Annotated in this window: 18 protein-coding genes and 4 pseudogenes; 15 read left to right on the forward strand and 7 right to left on the reverse strand. The window is 48.9% G+C overall.

Features of this window, described 5'->3' with window-relative positions; translation table 11 throughout:
- Position 1: 1 nt before the first annotated feature.
- Positions 2-703, reverse strand: coding sequence for a molecular chaperone (locus tag GPJ68_RS20840; protein WP_047358719.1), 702 nt, complete (start codon positions 701-703; stop codon positions 2-4).
- Positions 704-798: 95 nt separating this feature from the next.
- The gene (locus GPJ68_RS20845) at positions 799-1,410 is read right to left on the reverse strand and encodes a fimbrial protein (protein ID WP_047358718.1); all 612 of its coding nucleotides are present in this window, start codon (positions 1,408-1,410) and stop codon (positions 799-801) included.
- A gap of 406 nt (positions 1,411-1,816) precedes the next feature.
- Between GPJ68_RS20845 and GPJ68_RS20850 the strand changes: the two are divergent.
- Positions 1,817-2,773 (forward strand): annotated as a pseudogene (locus GPJ68_RS20850) (IS110 family transposase); the annotation flags it as partial.
- 225 nt (positions 2,774-2,998) lie between these two features.
- On the opposite strand, the pseudogene GPJ68_RS20855 reads toward GPJ68_RS20850, so the two are convergent.
- Positions 2,999-3,115: pseudogene (locus GPJ68_RS20855) on the reverse strand (transposase); the annotation flags it as partial.
- Positions 3,116-3,371: 256 nt separating this feature from the next.
- Between GPJ68_RS20855 and grpR the strand changes: the two are divergent.
- A pseudogene (gene grpR / locus GPJ68_RS20860) lies at positions 3,372-3,677 on the forward strand (propanediol utilization system methionine adenosyltransferase GrpR); the annotation flags it as partial.
- Here grpR and GPJ68_RS25275 read toward each other — a convergent pair.
- The 3 genes and pseudogenes from GPJ68_RS25275 to GPJ68_RS20870 form a co-directional block, all read right to left on the reverse strand.
- A pseudogene (locus tag GPJ68_RS25275) lies at positions 3,641-3,850 on the reverse strand (hypothetical protein); the annotation flags it as partial. The pseudogenes grpR and GPJ68_RS25275 sit on opposite strands and share 37 nt — an antisense overlap.
- Positions 3,851-3,958: 108 nt before the next feature.
- A complete protein-coding gene (locus GPJ68_RS20865) occupies positions 3,959-4,165 on the reverse strand; it encodes an AlpA family transcriptional regulator (protein ID WP_047358716.1) in 207 nt (68 codons plus the stop codon).
- An 86-nt stretch (positions 4,166-4,251) separates the two neighbouring features.
- Positions 4,252-4,839 (reverse strand): inovirus-type Gp2 protein, encoded by a 588-nt coding sequence (locus tag GPJ68_RS20870; RefSeq protein ID WP_052951283.1) that lies wholly within the window; start codon positions 4,837-4,839, stop codon positions 4,252-4,254.
- Positions 4,840-6,030: 1,191 nt separating this feature from the next.
- On the opposite strand from GPJ68_RS20870, the gene GPJ68_RS20875 reads away from it, so the two are divergent.
- The 13 genes from GPJ68_RS20875 to GPJ68_RS20935 all read left to right on the forward strand — a co-directional run bounded on the left by GPJ68_RS20875 (position 6,031) and on the right by GPJ68_RS20935 (position 14,593).
- Entirely contained in the window at positions 6,031-7,029 is a 999-nt protein-coding gene (locus tag GPJ68_RS20875; protein ID WP_048998125.1) for a hypothetical protein, read from the forward strand.
- A 175-nt stretch (positions 7,030-7,204) separates the two neighbouring features.
- Positions 7,205-8,092, forward strand: a complete 888-nt coding sequence (locus GPJ68_RS20880; RefSeq protein WP_047358715.1) for a GTPase family protein — start codon at positions 7,205-7,207, stop codon at positions 8,090-8,092.
- Positions 8,093-8,297: 205 nt separating this feature from the next.
- Entirely contained in the window at positions 8,298-8,699 is a 402-nt protein-coding gene (locus tag GPJ68_RS20885; RefSeq protein ID WP_047358714.1) for a hypothetical protein, read from the forward strand.
- A 96-nt stretch (positions 8,700-8,795) separates the two neighbouring features.
- Positions 8,796-9,263 (forward strand): hypothetical protein, encoded by a 468-nt coding sequence (locus GPJ68_RS20890; RefSeq protein WP_047358713.1) that lies wholly within the window; start codon positions 8,796-8,798, stop codon positions 9,261-9,263.
- Positions 9,264-9,453: 190 nt separating this feature from the next.
- On the forward strand, positions 9,454-9,705 hold the full coding sequence (locus GPJ68_RS20895) for a DUF905 family protein (RefSeq protein ID WP_047358712.1): 252 nt from the start codon (positions 9,454-9,456) through the stop codon (positions 9,703-9,705).
- A 117-nt stretch (positions 9,706-9,822) separates the two neighbouring features.
- A complete protein-coding gene (locus tag GPJ68_RS20900; protein WP_047358711.1) occupies positions 9,823-10,641 on the forward strand; it encodes a DUF932 domain-containing protein in 819 nt (272 codons plus the stop codon).
- Positions 10,642-10,909: 268 nt separating this feature from the next.
- Positions 10,910-11,383 carry an antirestriction protein gene (locus GPJ68_RS20905; protein WP_047358733.1) on the forward strand — a complete coding sequence of 158 codons (474 nt, stop codon included), beginning with the start codon at positions 10,910-10,912 and terminating at the stop codon, positions 11,381-11,383.
- Positions 11,384-11,395: 12 nt separating this feature from the next.
- The gene (radC, locus tag GPJ68_RS20910) at positions 11,396-11,875 is read left to right on the forward strand and encodes a DNA repair protein RadC (protein WP_047358710.1); all 480 of its coding nucleotides are present in this window, start codon (positions 11,396-11,398) and stop codon (positions 11,873-11,875) included.
- A 13-nt stretch (positions 11,876-11,888) separates the two neighbouring features.
- A complete protein-coding gene (locus GPJ68_RS20915) occupies positions 11,889-12,110 on the forward strand; it encodes a DUF987 domain-containing protein (protein ID WP_047358709.1) in 222 nt (73 codons plus the stop codon).
- Positions 12,111-12,131: 21 nt separating this feature from the next.
- Positions 12,132-12,497 carry a type IV toxin-antitoxin system YeeU family antitoxin gene (locus GPJ68_RS20920; protein ID WP_047358708.1) on the forward strand — a complete coding sequence of 122 codons (366 nt, stop codon included), beginning with the start codon at positions 12,132-12,134 and terminating at the stop codon, positions 12,495-12,497.
- A gap of 57 nt (positions 12,498-12,554) precedes the next feature.
- Positions 12,555-12,935: a TA system toxin CbtA family protein gene (locus GPJ68_RS20925; RefSeq protein WP_047358707.1), complete on the forward strand. Its 381-nt coding sequence runs from the start codon at positions 12,555-12,557 to the stop codon at positions 12,933-12,935.
- Entirely contained in the window at positions 12,932-13,423 is a 492-nt protein-coding gene (locus GPJ68_RS20930; protein ID WP_047358706.1) for a DUF5983 family protein, read from the forward strand. The genes GPJ68_RS20925 and GPJ68_RS20930 overlap by 4 nt, the downstream gene beginning before the upstream one ends.
- Positions 13,424-13,744: 321 nt before the next feature.
- Positions 13,745-14,593: a DUF4942 domain-containing protein gene (locus GPJ68_RS20935; protein WP_047358705.1), complete on the forward strand. Its 849-nt coding sequence runs from the start codon at positions 13,745-13,747 to the stop codon at positions 14,591-14,593.
- A gap of 709 nt (positions 14,594-15,302) precedes the next feature.
- On the opposite strand, the gene GPJ68_RS20940 is transcribed toward GPJ68_RS20935, so the two are convergent.
- Positions 15,303-16,148, reverse strand: coding sequence for a hypothetical protein (locus GPJ68_RS20940; protein WP_016247599.1), 846 nt, complete (start codon positions 16,146-16,148; stop codon positions 15,303-15,305).
- Positions 16,149-16,385: the final 237 nt, after the last annotated feature.

The following is a 16,385-nucleotide window of genomic DNA, read 5'->3' on the forward strand; positions in this document are numbered from 1 at the left end:
CTTATTTGACGGCAACTTTCACTGCGACATCTGCGCCATAGTCATTAATGTTGTTAACGGTCAGGGTCTCGCCTTTGCTCACTGCGGAAGAAAGGGCGATGGTCTGGCTGGACTGCGGGGCAAACATCACCGTTTTGCTGTTCAGCGCTTTGCCGCCGTCGCGGGAGATACGGCTGACGGTGACATAAAATGGCGTCGGATTACTGACGGACAAATTGTTGCCGTTTGCAGAAAGGACTAATTTTTCTGCCGCCGCATCGCGGTTGCCTAATCCATTGGGACGATAGATAAATTTAAAGCGCGAACGGATCGCCAGTTGCAGAATATTCTGCCCTTCGTTTTTCTGACTGGCTTCAACCGGCGGTATTTCCAGAAGGTTTAGCCACCAGAGCGTCTCTTTATCTTTAGCGAGTCCCGCATTACTGCCGAGCTTAATACGCAGGGTCTGGCCGCTTTTCGCGTCTACGCGGGAAATAGGTGGGGTAATAATAAATGGAGTCGTAATAGTATCCGGCGTTGCGTCAGCATTACCGTTATCCAGCCAGGCTTGCGCCAGCGCCGGACGGTCGGCGGTGTTGGAGAGCTGCACCGTTATTTCTTTTTCATTTCCTGGATAAATAAAGCGGGTGCCGTTAACAATAATATTATTGGCATGGGCCACAAAACTAAAAATGAAACAGAAAAAAAGGGCAATACGCTTCATGCTGACCTCAGAATAAAAAATAAGCGGCAGCAGCGGCCGCTTTATTATTGTTTTATGCCGCCCCGGCGCGAGGCGGCTTTATCTCTCAGTCGATATTACTGGTAGGTAATTTCGTAAGTCGCGTAGCTATTAACCACACCGGCGGTAACAGTTTCCGGTTTGCTGGTTACATAACCAACGTAGTAAGTGAAGCGAGCGCCATTTGCTACGGCATTCGTATCAACTTTGGCTTTAGGTTGCGCGGAGCTGCCGTTCGGGATGATTTTATTGGTCAGTGCGGTGTCGGTGTCGGTGGACAGAACCAGCTGGATATCCTGCGCGCCAGCTGCTTCGGTGTTCGCCAGGTAGCCCTGTTGTTTGCTGGTTGCGCCAGCCAGCAGGTTACCACCGGTCCAGTTCACACCCAGTTTGCTCACATCATCCTGTGCAGTTTTATCAGCAGCCTGGCAGTCAGAAACGTCGATAGTGAACGATTTTGGTTTCAGGTAGGTATCTGCAGCAGCCGCTTTAACTTCCGTTAAAGTCACCGGAGCCAGATAAACGTCAGCATTGCTGCCCTGGCCGTTTACGGAAACAGTACAAGAGACATCGGTAACTTTACCGAAGAAATTAACCTGACCGCCGCCTACATTGGTATCAGCAGCATTTGCCGCAGCCATACCAAAAAACGCAGTCGCTATTGCAGCAGAGAGAAGAACCTTTTTCATTGCCATTTCCTTGTCAGAGTGAATTAAGTATCAATGAGCAAACAGTTAATTCGCACAAAAATCAGAAGCGATATGCGATGCCAACTTGTACGACTGTTAATAGAAACTTCGACTGACCGGAAGCCGCAATATTTAAAGCGTCAGGAACGGATTCTATAAAAGAATTCGTCGATGCTGTCGGCGTCAAAGAATGCTATTTCGGGATTAAATATACATTCTTTTACAACTTGATTGAGACTGTTTCATGGATTAGCACCTATTAATAAACAAAAAAACAATCAGCAATTCCAATCAAAGACATGTTGACTTTTGTCAAACACAACATGAAACAAAGTAATCCATTGATCTTTAGAGGTTATAATTACAATGCGCCAATGGCTATAATTTTAATGATGTTTAAAATCACAATGGCATGGGTAAGTCAGTTTATTCAAAGCGTACTGGTCGAAAAGAATTACTTCAGGCGGTGGCAAATATTCCTGCATGTCTGATTGGGATCGAAGCGTCCACCGGGGCATTTTACTAGCAGCGTGAGTTTGAAAAACTGGGTCATAACGTAAAAGTCATCAGCCCCCAATATGTAAAACCTTTTGTCCGTGGGCAAAAAAATGACGGTAACGATGCGCAGGCGATAGCTGTGGCTCTGATGCAACCTACGATGCAGTTTGTTCCACCGAAAAGCCCTGAACAGCAGGATATTCAGGCTCTGCACCGTGCAAGACAGCGTATTGTCAATCATCGTACTGCGACAGTCTGTCAAATCCGGGGACTGCTGCTTGATCGGGGAATAACAATCGGCGCGGCAGTCTCAAGAGTTCGTCGTGCTGTTCCGCTTATCCTTGAAGATGCTGAAAATGGTCTTAGCGTTAGAATGCGCAGGACGATTGCCGAACTCTATGATCTCTTTAACGATCTCGAGCGTCGGATCCATTTTTTTGATAAGGAAATTGAAACAGTATTCAGGCAATCAGAAGCTTGTCAGCGTATCGCCAAAGTTAAAGGCATTGGCCCTAAAACGGCCACGGCCGTTGTTGCTGCTACTGGCAAAGGAACTGAATTTAAGAATGGCCGCCACTTTGCTGCATGGCTGGGTCTGGTTCCACGCCAGCATTCGAGTGGCGACAGGCAGGTGCTGATGAATATGACGAAAAAAGGCGACAAGCATCTGCGAACACTTTTTATTCATGGTGCCCGCTCTGTCGTCAGGGTTGCCACGAATAACAATGATAGTCATATGAATCAGTGGGTTAACCAGTTAAAGGAACGGCGCGGATTTAATAAAACGACCGTGGCGGTCGCTAACAAAAACGCGAGAATAATCTGGTCGATGCTGAGAAATGAGACCGAGTATCAGGTAGTGTGAAATTAATCCCCTACCAGCAAAAGTTGCAGCGTACTGAGAAATGGTGACAGGTTGCACCTGCACAATCGGAACCTGACTATTATATTGGCCTCAGAGACCGTTCAGTTGTCGAGGCGATTGTGTGCGGATTACCCATTTGGGCACAGATTTTCCTGATGCCGGATAGATGTAAGCAACAACTCAAAACCAGATTCAGTACTTGCAAAACGGAGGTAGTCCATAGATGTAGTAGGTGGCTTCAGAGATACCGGCCTCCCGGCAGACATCTTTAACGGTTCGTCCGGCTTCAACCGATTTAATTACAGCAATGATCTGATGCTCAGTAAAACGGGCTTTACGCATAGCGATCTCCTTTGTTGTCAGCGTGATATCCACCGGAGCGTGAACGGCGTATTTAAAGGCGATGAAACGCACTGGACCAATCAGATGATTGATCCAGCTGCCTTGCTGCTGCCGCGCATACCGCGTAGCAGGCCATCATCCGCTCGGGCACTTGTTCACCTGATGCACTTTCTGCGCATTGGCCTCAGTGTGATGCATCTTCTCCGCTGCGACATGCCCACAGGCAGTGGCATCAACGCCATCCTTTATGACATTACCCACTCTACCTTCACGTTGGCTTACGCCGCAAACCCGCTTTCTGGTGAATCCGGCAGGCAGTTTTGTGATTGGCGGGCCGGTGGGCGACTGCGGCCTAACGGGCCGTAAAATTATTGTCGATACCTACGGCGGTGCAGCCTGCCACGGCGGCGGCGCGTTTTCCGGTAAAGACCCGTCGAAGGTTGATCGTTCCGCAGCCTACGCTGCTCGCTATGTGGCGAAAAACATCGTTGCCGCCGGGCTTGCCTCACGCTGTAAAGTCCAGTTGGGATGGGCCATCGGCCTGCCCCGCCCGGTTTCCGTCAGATCTTCCCATGTGTGTTCAAACCACGGACGGTTGGAACCCCATTCCGGATGGAATATCAGAGCGCTGCCGCAGAGGTGACAGGAGTAGTGATCGTAAGGGGAAAGCTGTGCAGTGGTCGAACCAGTGAGACGTCGATTGCCATCGAGAGCAATAAACGATTTTGCGTACATAGTATTGGTCCTTTGCTGGATTACGCGCAGGGCTAAACCATCCCAGAAAGGGCAGCAGTGCAGGTCATACGATTAAATCAGGTGGGAGATGTGGTTGCGTTTAATCACTCACTGGCGGGACTTTGCAATGCGTTGCTGTAGCCAGGCTTCCACTTCGCTTTCAAGCCAGCGAGAGCTTCTGCCCAGCTTAATGGGTTTAGGAAATTCACCGTCTTGTATCAATTTGTAGAACCATTTATCCGTCAAGCCCGTGAGCTGGGTGATAAACGCCATATCGACAAACTTATCGTTAAGCAGGCTGGTGGGTGTGGTCATCGTTTGTTCTCCGTTGGTGGTAAGGGAGAAGAAGTCAGGTATGGTGAACGCAGACTTCTTCAAACAATGACGCACTGACGTAATTTTTAACCGATACTTCTGATTCGGGGCCTTCCTCCCCATCCTCTGAGCTTTATCTCACTCAGCCAGAATACAGGGTCTTCACAGTCTTCTTTTTGCTCTTGCTTAGCCAGATAGCTAAGAATAAACGCCAGGTCCTGATAGCCTTCACTGTCTGAGTGGTGCAGGCATCTGGCACCGTTAACTTTGTGGTAAACCTTCTTCTGGCAGTTCTCAAATATCCCCTCACCATCCGTAATGCTTCGCCACTCTTCAGCAATCACCCGCGCAGAGCAGTAACAGTTCCGCTTACGTTGTCCATCAAGATAAAACATGGCGTGAAAGTGCAGGCCATGCCGATAAGTGAACTCCATCACCCACACATAACCAATAACAACACCCGCACTCATAACTCTTTCTGCCAGCCGGTACATGTCCATATCCCAGCGATCCCGATAACGATCAGCATAACGGCGACTGGTCGTCTTATAAGCGAAATCCATACGTAGAGGAATAATGTCAGAGTAACGGTCGCGCATACGTTCCATATGATCCGTCAGATCATGAAACAATTCATCGTTAAGGGTATAAGTCTCATTAATTCGATAAGTCATGTTATTTCTCTCCTGTGGTTAACACTGGATAAGAGAGATATATCAAATTGTAATGACTCAAATGCTCAGTTCAAAAAATATGTACCCGCGTTTACTGAATGACGAGTAACGAGAGATGATTAAGAATGATGCGATACTGAAAACACTGTCATGATATAATTCAGTTGTGAAAGGAACTTATTCTGAGAGAATATTAAGTGCATCACCGGGCAGGGTGTATTACTTGATGGAGGAGAATAATTTGTTGTTTAATGTTATGGAGAGTTATCGTACTGACTTAAAATAGTGTATTTCTTTCAAATATATCTGAGATGGATTGTTTTATCAAACGTAAATAATTGACTTCCTTAAGTAACAATAATAATACCTAAATTAGTACAAAAATGTGACAACCAACAATACTCAAAACACACGTTCTAAATAACATATTAAACTTTCCATTACCATCATCAACTCTCGTAACGAACCAGTGCGAAGAAGATAGTATCCCGGAAGGAAAAGCATCCTGACAAAAATACTCCTTATGAAAAAAGGCTAAAAACAACATACAAACCAGCAGGCAATAAATAACCAAGTTATCATTTTTCAGAACACTCGAAAAACGTAAATATATTTACGAATATTTTTTCAGACCTACAACCGAAATGCACATACCGGACAATCAGACACACTCCCCTCTAACCGGATTCATTCACTACTCAGGGGGTAGCAGACTCAGGGAACACCTTCACATTCCAGCCTAAAAGATCTCCGCTATTATTTTTATTTATCACAAACAAAATATAGAAGCGCTATCTGTTATCGTATTGTTCCTCTCACAACGGCTTACCCTGACAGCGTATCTGTAACACATTCTGTCCGGTTTGATGCCGGTCTCTGAAAACAGGGCGTTCCTCCGTACGTCCACCGCTTACATATCCACTGTATATCGTTACTTCCCCCTACTCAGTTCCACGGACACTGACTACTTGCCAGTAATGAAGAACAGATCAACCTGATCCAATCAGCGAAATTAGCAACAACCACATCATAGCAGCACATTATAATCAGTTAGTTACAATATCAATTGTAAATAAAAAACCACAAAAAAAGATTATAATACCGCTGCATTTACAGTAAAAAAGAGTACAATCTGGACTAAATTTCCCAGGCTAAGGTATCACCTGTCAGCCACAAAAAGGAGAACGAGGTATGACGATATGGGATGATTTCCGGGTGTTTGAGTTGCGCAGGGAGGATCGGTTTTATGAAAAACCCGAACATACATGGGGTGACATTAGCAGGAAATATCTGTTCACCGCTTTCAGGAATAACAAGCCACCTTACGGTATGTATGATCTGCTGGATAAGTTGTACCGTATCCAGTACACCAGTGGGGAACGAGACTTCCGGCGTCCCAACATGAATAACAGAAATCAGAAAATCATCCTTAGCGAAAGGATCCCTTCTGAAAACAAAAAAGAACTAATACGAGCAATTACTGAAAAAGAATATACTCAGACTTACCTCAGCAATCATTATCTTTCAATGGTGAAACAATATCGCCAGATTGAAATGATTACATTTTCTTTTTATCTTCCCGATAATGATAACAAGATTATCCGTGCAGAGAATACATTCACCAGGTCTCTGATGGAACTCAGACAACGCTTTACCTCTTTAAAAAAACAAATAATGTCAGACCCGTTATATAAATCAGTTCGGGGTTATTCACGACTAATCCTGATGACTGTTGGGCATCAGCCATTTTATCTTGTTAACTTCTTTTTCATCAAACATCCTGACGCCTATGCCAGTGCCTATATTTCGTCAGATATTTATAATAAATGGGCAAACACAGGGGTACCGGAACGGCAGGAATATCCCATGGTTATTTGTTACAAGTTTTCAGATGGTCCGCGATTAAAAAATAAACGTAACGATCCGTTACGCTTCCATAATGCCACACAGGTAGTGGATGTTGGGCAAGAAATTAAAATTTTAGATTTAATCAATGATGAACACAGAAATACCATCTGTCATAACCGAAAAGGATACCTCACTTTTTTCCGTCTTCAGTCCCAAATATATAATAGCATTCCTGGAGTGAGAACCAGAACCAGTTCCAATAATTTCACTTACCTCAACACAGAAGAACGTAAGAAAAGGAAAAATAAAAAAGCAAAAATCCAGATACGCAAGTCCGTATAAACAGATGTAATCAATACGCCTAAATGCAGATAAGATGTAATATCTCGACCCGACGGCACAGGTATTTTATATTTTAAAAAAATATCAGATATATATCACACCAATGAATTCCTTCCCGTTTACTTCAGTCAGGCCGTCCCCACCGGATGGCCTTTTTTATTATGCCGAGGCTTATATGAAACATCCTTCGGGCTATGCCCTTATCCGTCGCCATCTGCGACGCTATCCCCGCGCCCTGCGTCAGCATCTTCTCCAGGAACTCAACCAACTCGTCACATACGAACCCGTGATTGGCATTATGGGCAAAACCGGCGTCGGAAAATCCTCGTTGTGTAATGCGCTGTTCCGTAGCGAAGTCTGTGCGGTGAATGCCGTGGAAGCCTGCACCCGGCAGCCACAACGTGTGCGCCTGCGCTTCGGCAGTCATTACCTGACACTGGTGGATTTGCCCGGTGTGGGGGAGAGTATTAGCCGCGACGATGAATACCGTGAGCTGTACCGCGAACTCATGCCGCAACTCGATATGGTGCTGTGGGTGCTGAAGGCCGATGACCGGGCGTTTTCGGTGGAAGAGCATTTTTATCAGGGGGTATTCACACAATACAGCGGACCGCTACCACCGGTGTTGTGGGTCCTCAACCAGGTGGATAAAACCGAACCGGCTGAACAGTGGAACTGGCTGTCGGCACAGCCTTCAGTATCACAGAGTGAGCATATTACGCAGAAGCGCCAGGCCGTCGCCCGTCAGATGGGAACAGCAGAGACGGATATTCTTCCGGTGTCAGTCAGGGGACGGTACCACCTTCCCCGTCTGGTGGAGGCGATGATTACCCGTCTCCCAAAGCAGGCCCGCAGCCCGCTGGTGCCTCACCTGCAGAGCGGGTACCACACCCCCGGCATTATCAGTACCGCCCGCAACAGCTTTGGCGATGCCGTGGTGGAAGTGATTGACGCGGTCATCGACCTGGCCCCGTTGCCGCAGGCTGCACGTTATGCACTTCAGACCGTCACACACACCGTGGCCCGTGCTGCCCGAACCGTCTGGTCCTTCTTCTTTGGCTGACTTCCACATCGATAAGCCTGTCTTCCGTTTCGATAAATAATCTGGCTCTGTCACGATCGATTTTGTCGATCGACCCGATCGGTTTTATTCATCATTCATGATGAATTTCCGGTTATAGAATCCCTCAGGGATACTGTATTCAGCCATTTACTGATTAAAAATCAATGCGATGAATCGCAGGAATGCCTTCATCCGGAGAAAAGTAATGAAAAGGTTTTTTATGGCGCTGACCGCCAGTCTGTTGTTCACCTCACTTCCCTCCCTGGCCGGCAGCGATATGCCCGTTAAAGTGGAGGTCAGCCATGCCGGTCATGAATGCTATGGCTGCGTCTATGTCACCGTGACAGCAAAAACCGACACCGTTATGATAAAGAAAATCGATGTTAACCGGGGAAAATGCCCGATGCTGACACACCGAAAAATAGCCTACAGGGGCCGGAACGTGGATGGCTGGTGGCCCACAGATAAACCGTTCACACCCCGCAAAATGACCTTCGCTGACAGTGTCTTCTGGAAATTTGGTCACACGCTCGACTTTGGTAAAGCCTGCAATTTTGTTGAGGCCAGGGTGTTCACCGACCAGGGCACATTCACCGTCAGCCAGTGATATGGCCAGTATCACTTATCCGCCCTCTTTCTTAACGCGTCTCACCGCCTTCAGGAGAGACCCGTATCGTCTTAACCATCACCCTCAGGGAATACCATGAAAAAGAAAATACTGCTTTCCACTCTTCTGATATCTGCCCTGACTCCGGCAGTGTCACAGGCCTTTGGTAACCGTGATATCTGGGCCAGCGGCTGGGGTCAGGGGATGTCTGAGTTTGTGATTCTGGGGAAAGGACAGTCGCAGCTTTACCTGACCTGCGAAGACACCGGCTCACGAGCGGCCACCATGACCTTCACCGACGCAAACGGTCATCAGGTCAGGATGGATAACGGCCAGTCGCTGGACATGAAAATTGACGATGAGGAGCCTGTCAGCGTCAGTGACAGCGAGTCACATGTGGGCTCAGACAACGTGGCATGGGCATGGGATAAACTGCGCACCGGTAAGCGGGTCATTGTGTCCGGGGAGGGCGTAAAGGCAGCCGTGTTTACGCTTAACGGTGCGGGGAAGGTCCTTCCCGCGTTCGGGGACAGCGGCTGTCTGCCGAAATATGCCCTGCCGTAATAAAGGCCGGTAACGCCTTTTTTCTGAATTCATTCACGCTCACGACAACAGGAACCTCAGTCCATGACGGATATCCCGGCTCAGGCAGAACAAACCCGCCAGCCCTGACCACTGCACCAGTATTTCACACCGCCGACGCCCTGCTCACCTGAGCGGGGTGTTTTCTTTTATTTCTCATCAGGGATCAGATATGCAGAATACTGATAATGCGTCGCTGCCACCCGGCCCCTTCACCCGGGCACAGGCGGAAGCCATGGTCGCACGCTACCTCAACGTCACTGTCGAAGACGACCAGGGCACCCATTTTCGGCTGGTCATACGCGACTGCAGCGAAATGCTGATATGGCGGGACTGGAATTTTGCCCCGCAGGCCGGAGAGATGCTGAACCGCTGTCTCATCAGCGACGGTATCCCTGTGTCACCGCAGCCACTGAGCCACTGAGTGGCGAAGTTCTGCTCATTTTTTTCAACAGAACACAGTCCCCCACAGGCCATGCACCTTCCGGAGCATGGCCTTTCTGCTTTTATGCCCTTTAACCTGATATCAGAGGTATTAACCATGCGCTTAGCCAGCCGTTTTGGTGCGGCCAGTCTCGTACGCCGCGACCGCCCACTGACCCGCGACGAACTGTCCCATTACGTCCCCAGCGTATTCAGTGAAGAAAAGCACGAATCACGCTCAGAACGTTATACGTATATCCCGACCATCACACTGCTTGATAATCTGCAGCGGGAAGGCTTCCAGCCGTTCTTTGCCTGCCAGACCCGCGTTCGCGACCTGAATAAACGCGACCACACAAAGCACATGCTGCGTCTGCGGCGTGAGGGGCAAATCACCGGCAAACAGGTCCCCGAAATCATTCTCCTGAACAGCCACGACGGCTCCAGCTCATACCAGATGCTGCCGGGCCTGTTTCGCTTTGTCTGCCAGAACGGACTTGTCTGTGGCGAAACCTTTGGTGAGGTTCGCGTACCGCACAAGGGCAATGTGGTGGAGAAAGTCATTGAAGGGGCTTATGAGGTGCTGGGGATATTTGACCGGGTGGAGGAGAAGCGGGATGCCATGCAGTCACTGCTACTTCCTCCGCCGGCACAACAGGCGTTTGCCAGAGCCGCCCTGACGTACCGCTTTGGGGAAGAGCACCAGCCGGTGACGGAAGCACAGATTCTGTCTGCGCGACGCTGGCAGGATGAAAGCTCCGACCTGTGGACCACCTACCAGCGTATCCAGGAAAACCTGATTAAAGGCGGCCTGCCGGGCAGAACAACGAAAGGTAAACGGGCCCACACCCGTGCGGTTAACGGCATTGACGGCGACGTGAAGCTCAACCGCGCCCTGTGGGTAATGGCGGAAAGCCTGCTCGGGAGCCTGAAGTAATGCAGTGTATTCCCGGCGGCGTGATTCAGGTTTAGCCACATCCGTTCTCCCTGATCAGTGAGCAAGGCTGCCGCTCCATCTCTGATGCCGACCTGTCCGCCTGGTGCTCTCACCTTCTTTATCGTCCCGGTGAACTCAGCATGTGCAGCGTAAGTATCCCTGAGGGGCACTGGCCCTCACGCTGTGACGAGAATGGCTACGCACAGTCCTGTCCGTCACTTCGTTTCAACAACCCACCTGAAAATACAAAGGAAATCAAATGAACAACATGCTCACCCTGGACGACAATACCGTCGACTCAGCATCCCCGGAACAACAGCACGCAGTCGCAATTGTCTGCACACCTGTACCGGATGAACAGCGCATTGCCTTCTGGCCGCAGCACTTTGGCAGCATTCCACAATGGATAATCCTTGAACCGGCTGTTTTTGCGTGGATGGAGCGTTTCTGTGAGCACTACAGCGGGGGCATCTGGAATTTTTATACGCTGGCCAACGGCGGGGCATATATGGCCCCGGACGCTGACGAAGGCGACGATGAGAAATGGACGCTGTTTAACCCCATGAACGGCAACGGCGCGGAGATGAGCGCTGAAGCCGCCGGGGTTGCGGTCTGTCTCATCGCCTACAGCCACCACGCCTGTCGCACGGAATGCGATGCCATGACCGGACACTATTACCGCCTGCGCGATTACGCGATTAACCACGCTGAATGCAACGCCATTATGCGCATCATTGACTGAGAGAGCTCTGGTATGGAACAACAGTTACCACTATTTGCCGCCTCATTAACGTCATCAGAACAACACACTATCCGGGAAGCCTTAACCCTGCTGGAGTGCCAGCTACGTGAACCCGGCACGTCATTTACCTCCAGCCATGCCGTTCGTGACTGGCTGCGTCTGCAGCTTGCCACACTTGACCGCGAAGCTTTCACCGTCCTGTGGCTTAACAACCAGAATCGACTGATAGCCCACGACACACTGTTCCTGGGGACGATCAACACTGTCACCGTTCACCCGCGTGAGGTCGTTAAATCCGGCCTGAAAAATAACGCTGCCGCAGCCATTCTTGCGCATAACCACCCGTCGGGGGAGGCTGAACCCAGTAAAGCCGACAGGCTGATTACGGAACGTCTGAAACAGGCTCTGGAACTGGTTGACATTCGCCTGCGGGACCATCTGATCATCGGCGGGATGGATATTGTCTCCTTTGCTGAACGCGGCTGGCTCTAAGGAGTAAACAGCGATGAAAATAATCAGCAAACGTCAGGCAATGGCAATATACCGTCAACACCCGCAGTCCCGGTTGTTTCGCTTCTGTACAGGGAAATACGAGTGGTCCGGCAGTATCTGCCACTATGCCGGCCGGGAGGTGCAGGATATCAGTGGTGTGCTGGCTGTATTCGCTGAACGCCGCCAGGACCGTAACGGCCCGTATGTCGTTTTGCGTAGCGTCACGCTCAATTAACCTTAATTAAGGAGCACTAAATTGTCGAATCAACTACCTCCAGTAAACCATGATGTCTCTGAGCCCTGGTGGGGGCTGAAACCGGGCATCACTCCGTGTTTTGGCGCACGACTGGTACAGGAAGGCAACCGCCTGCATTATCTGGCTGATCGGGCCAGTATCGCCGGTGTGTTCAGCGATGCGGATTTACGCCATCTCGATCAGGCATTTCCGGCACTGCTCAAACAGCTGGAATTAATGCTGGTTTCCGGTGAGCTCAATCCCCGCCATCAGCACTGTGTCACGTTATATGCAAAAGGGCTGACCTGTGAAGCAGATTCCCTCGGATCACATGGCTACATTTATACAGCAATGTATCCGACACCAGACAACAGCATAACCCGGTAATCCCACCCCATAATCCCTCATTCTTTTTAACCCGACTTCATTCAGGAACATTTCATTATGCAGACCTTATCCGCCATCCCGACGCGGAAGGCACCGTCACACCCGACGCCCGTTGAAATCTGGCAGCAACTTCTTACGTATCTGTTAAAAAGACATTACGGCCTTTCGCTTAGCGACACGCAATTTTCCGATGAGAAGATTATTACGCAATATATTGACGCCGGTATCTCACTGTCAGATGCACTCAATTTTCTCGTTGAAAAATCTGAACTGGTGCGGATTGATCGTCCCGGTTTCTCCATTAAGCATCAGTCCCCTTTTATCGGGGTGATTGATATTCTCCGGGCCAGACGGGCAACGGGTTTGATGCAACGTAACGGGTATAAAAGGATCACTCTTCTCATCGCTGGAAATGCAGCTCAGGAGCAACATTCATGAAACTATCCCTGACGGCAGAAGCCGATGCTATCAATATACTGGCCCTCAACATGGGTCGTATCATCGTGGATATCGATGGCATTGAACTGAACGACATTATTAACGCGATCTGCGACAACGGATATTCACTTCGTATTGCTGATACCCCCGGAAAGCGGGTTGTTGAAGATCCATTACTACCCGCCGCCCACCTTACCGGTATCCATTGCAGTACCGCGCATATCACCGAAGCCGACAACACCCTGCTGTACAAACAGTCGCATCAGCATGAAGACTTTAGCGAGTCAGAATGGATCCATTTTTCGGGCACCGGCTATCTGCTCCGTCTGAGCGCGTGGTCATTTCCGGTGTTGCGGCTAAAACGCCTCGGTTTGTCGAAAGCCTGTCGTCGTCTGGTGGTAGCACTTATGCGTCGTTACTCCGTCAGCATTATTCATCCTGATGCCTGTGGCGAAGTGCTGCCAGGTTTTCCCACATTTGACTGGTAACCCAACATCAATCACCACAAAAATATCTATTTCCAGAGTTAACCACTGAAATCGCTCTCGATAGTCTGACTGGCTGGCTGGCTGGCTGCAGGACAATATCGATAGCGGTACGAGGATCATCTTCGACAACGACGAAGGCAACACCGGCTCAGCAAAGTTGTTGCCCTGGATTGAACAGGCGCTCAAAGATGTTCGGGATCTCCGCCATCTGCAGCTTCTGCAACAGGCCAGAACAGATTAGCCCCCGAGCCAGACTTATCACACGCACATAAGCGCCAGTCCTGACCGACTGACGTTTTATTTTATAAAAGGAAAGAAACGATGCCAGACCTCACTCTCACCGAACCCGAAATATTAACCGACCATACCGATGTGATTTGCTCGACCAGCATTGAACGCATCGTCACCGGACGTAATGCCGCGCTGGCGCAGATCGAAGAGCTAATGCAACAACTCGACGATATTTCAACCCTGACCCGCAGTATCGGTGGCAAAACCGCGCTGGACTGGGCTATGAAGCAGGACTTTCGCTGTGGCTGCTGGCTGATGGAAAAAAGAGAAACAGCGATGAAAGCCATTACCCGTAATCTCGATCGTGGTATATGGCGCGATTTAATGAAAAAGTCAGGGATGCTTTCCATCATGGACGCTCAGGCGCGTGATCAGTGGTACAGAAACCTTGAGGGAGAGAACATTCCTGCAGTCAGCGAAGCCAACATTCTGAGCACTTTTGAGCAACTGCATCTGAATAAAGGTGATGTGTTTGAGCGGGGTGTCATTAACGTCTTCAAAGGGTTGAGCTGGGATTTTAAGACGAACAGCCCCTGTAAATTTGGAGGGAAAATCATCGTCAGTGGACTAGTCAAATGTGACCGGTGGGGATTTGGGCTTCTCTGGGGCAGGCAACACGATCGGTTAGCTGACCTTGAGCGGATGCTGATGCTTCTGGACGGAAAACCGGTTCCCGACAACCGTGCCGACGTCACCCGTCGTCTCGCCGATCATATCCATGAAAACAGGCACAGCAATCGTTACGAGGATGAGATGTTTGCAATCAAATACTTTCAGAAGGGAACTGCTCATATCACCTTTAAGCGGCAAGAACTGGTCGATAAGCTGAATGACATCATCGCCCGTCACTACCCTGGAATGCTGGCATCCGGACAGTAATCAGGGGCCTGCGCATATGTGAAATGTCAGTACCAGTGCAGTGTTAAACAAACCCCTTGCCAGGTTCGCCTGCTTATGGACAAAATGATACTGGCGTTCCTGGTGCTTTTCTTCTGGTGGTTTGTTACTGGATTCTGTAACGTACCAGGAGCGTCACCAAACAAAGGACCATCATAAAGTATCAACACATCAGCCTGAGGCGAGTATCCCCCTTATCGTCACCGATTCGGGTTTCGGATTCATACCAATCGGGAATGAGGGTACAAATGAGGGTATAAATATAATCAAATCAAAAATTTTGATTGCAAATCATAAAAATAAAACAAAACATCGATTCCGAGTCCGGCACCACTTATTTAAAGAAACCAGCCTACGGGCTGGTTTTTTGCTTTCTGAGGTTCCGGTAGATTTCTGGTCGTACTGACCGCAGATGTTACCCCCTGCTTCTGCGATCCAGCATGAGCATTTCCCTCTAGCTACTCCTGCCCCTCCGGTCACAGTGTCAGTATCTACTGGTTCTCAAACTGTCAATAAACACTATTTCCACCTTGTATGCCTATCTGGTGGATTCATCACAGTATGGCAGCATCCGGTCGTTGTCCGGTCAGTGGAAGGAAAGCATCATCCGTTCCCTTCAGATAAGGGCATAATTGCATTTGATCTGGCCCCCCCTTCAACATTTCTGTTGGCTCTATTCCTGATGCAGATTTCAATTTGATTTGTCCCTATGTTTCTCTGGTCCATCAAACAGATCAACTAAAAAGGCATGAAACTCTGGGTCATCACCATCCTTAAGTGTGCTCTCCGGCGATAAGAATGGTGCCCGGCACCAACGAACCTCATCTTCATAATGCAAAGGATGAGGAAATTTCGGTGCCCCTTTTTTAAAGGTAGTTAGCAGTTCATCGACGCCTAGTTTCGTGCCAACAAGAGCCATGCAGTCATCACAATGCTTGCCAGTACTAACAACCTTCATCCTCGTCGCACCATTAAGCTGCGCTTGGCAAATTTGAGAGTATGCCCGCGCAAGCTCCATTACCAAGTGCATAGCCTGGTTGGTGTCGCAGATACTCATCAGAACATCTTTTGCTTCACCATGTTTAAAAGAATATGGCTGAGTAAACTCATAGAGCGATTCCCAGATTTCGCGACATTGCGAATCCTTTGAATGAGGATTTGGCAGCCAATCAAACCTTGAGAAAGCTGGCACTATATCGCTTAGGAAGTCTTCCTTGGTGAGGATATAGCGAGCGGGTTGAATAAACTCAGTTTTAAGTAGTTCACCCGCAGCAGCCTTGTTTAAATTGATGTCAATTTTCTGCTGAATGTCACTAGTGACCTTTGACCATTGTTTAGGTGTAGGTTCGTCACCTAAGGGTAAATAACGTTGAATGCTCCATTCTGCCGACAGATAGTGATCTTCTGCAGTGAACTCTTCTGCAGACTTATTTTCTAGATAAGCTTTCTTTTCTTCAAGCTCAGAAGTGGACCAACGTCGAAACCCCATTTGCACTTCCAAACCAAGAATCTTTTTGATTCTATTGAAAATCCCCATTGCTGCTCACTCGATTAAATTCATATGTTGCTGGCTGACTGGACACGAAAAATAATATTACCCACCTACATTGGGCACAATTCTAAACGAGGTTCTGGTCTTCAAACTGTTCCTGGCTGGTGTGAAAAACACTACCGCGCCGGCTGGCTTGCTCAACCCCTCACAATCCCGGAAAGGTTTCCCGGCCTTGTTCACTGTTCTCAATAAAATCGGTTATGAGTACTCTCAACCAACTGA

The organism is Citrobacter sp. 172116965 (genome assembly GCF_013458095.1).
Classification (GTDB): domain Bacteria; phylum Pseudomonadota; class Gammaproteobacteria; order Enterobacterales; family Enterobacteriaceae; genus Citrobacter; species Citrobacter braakii.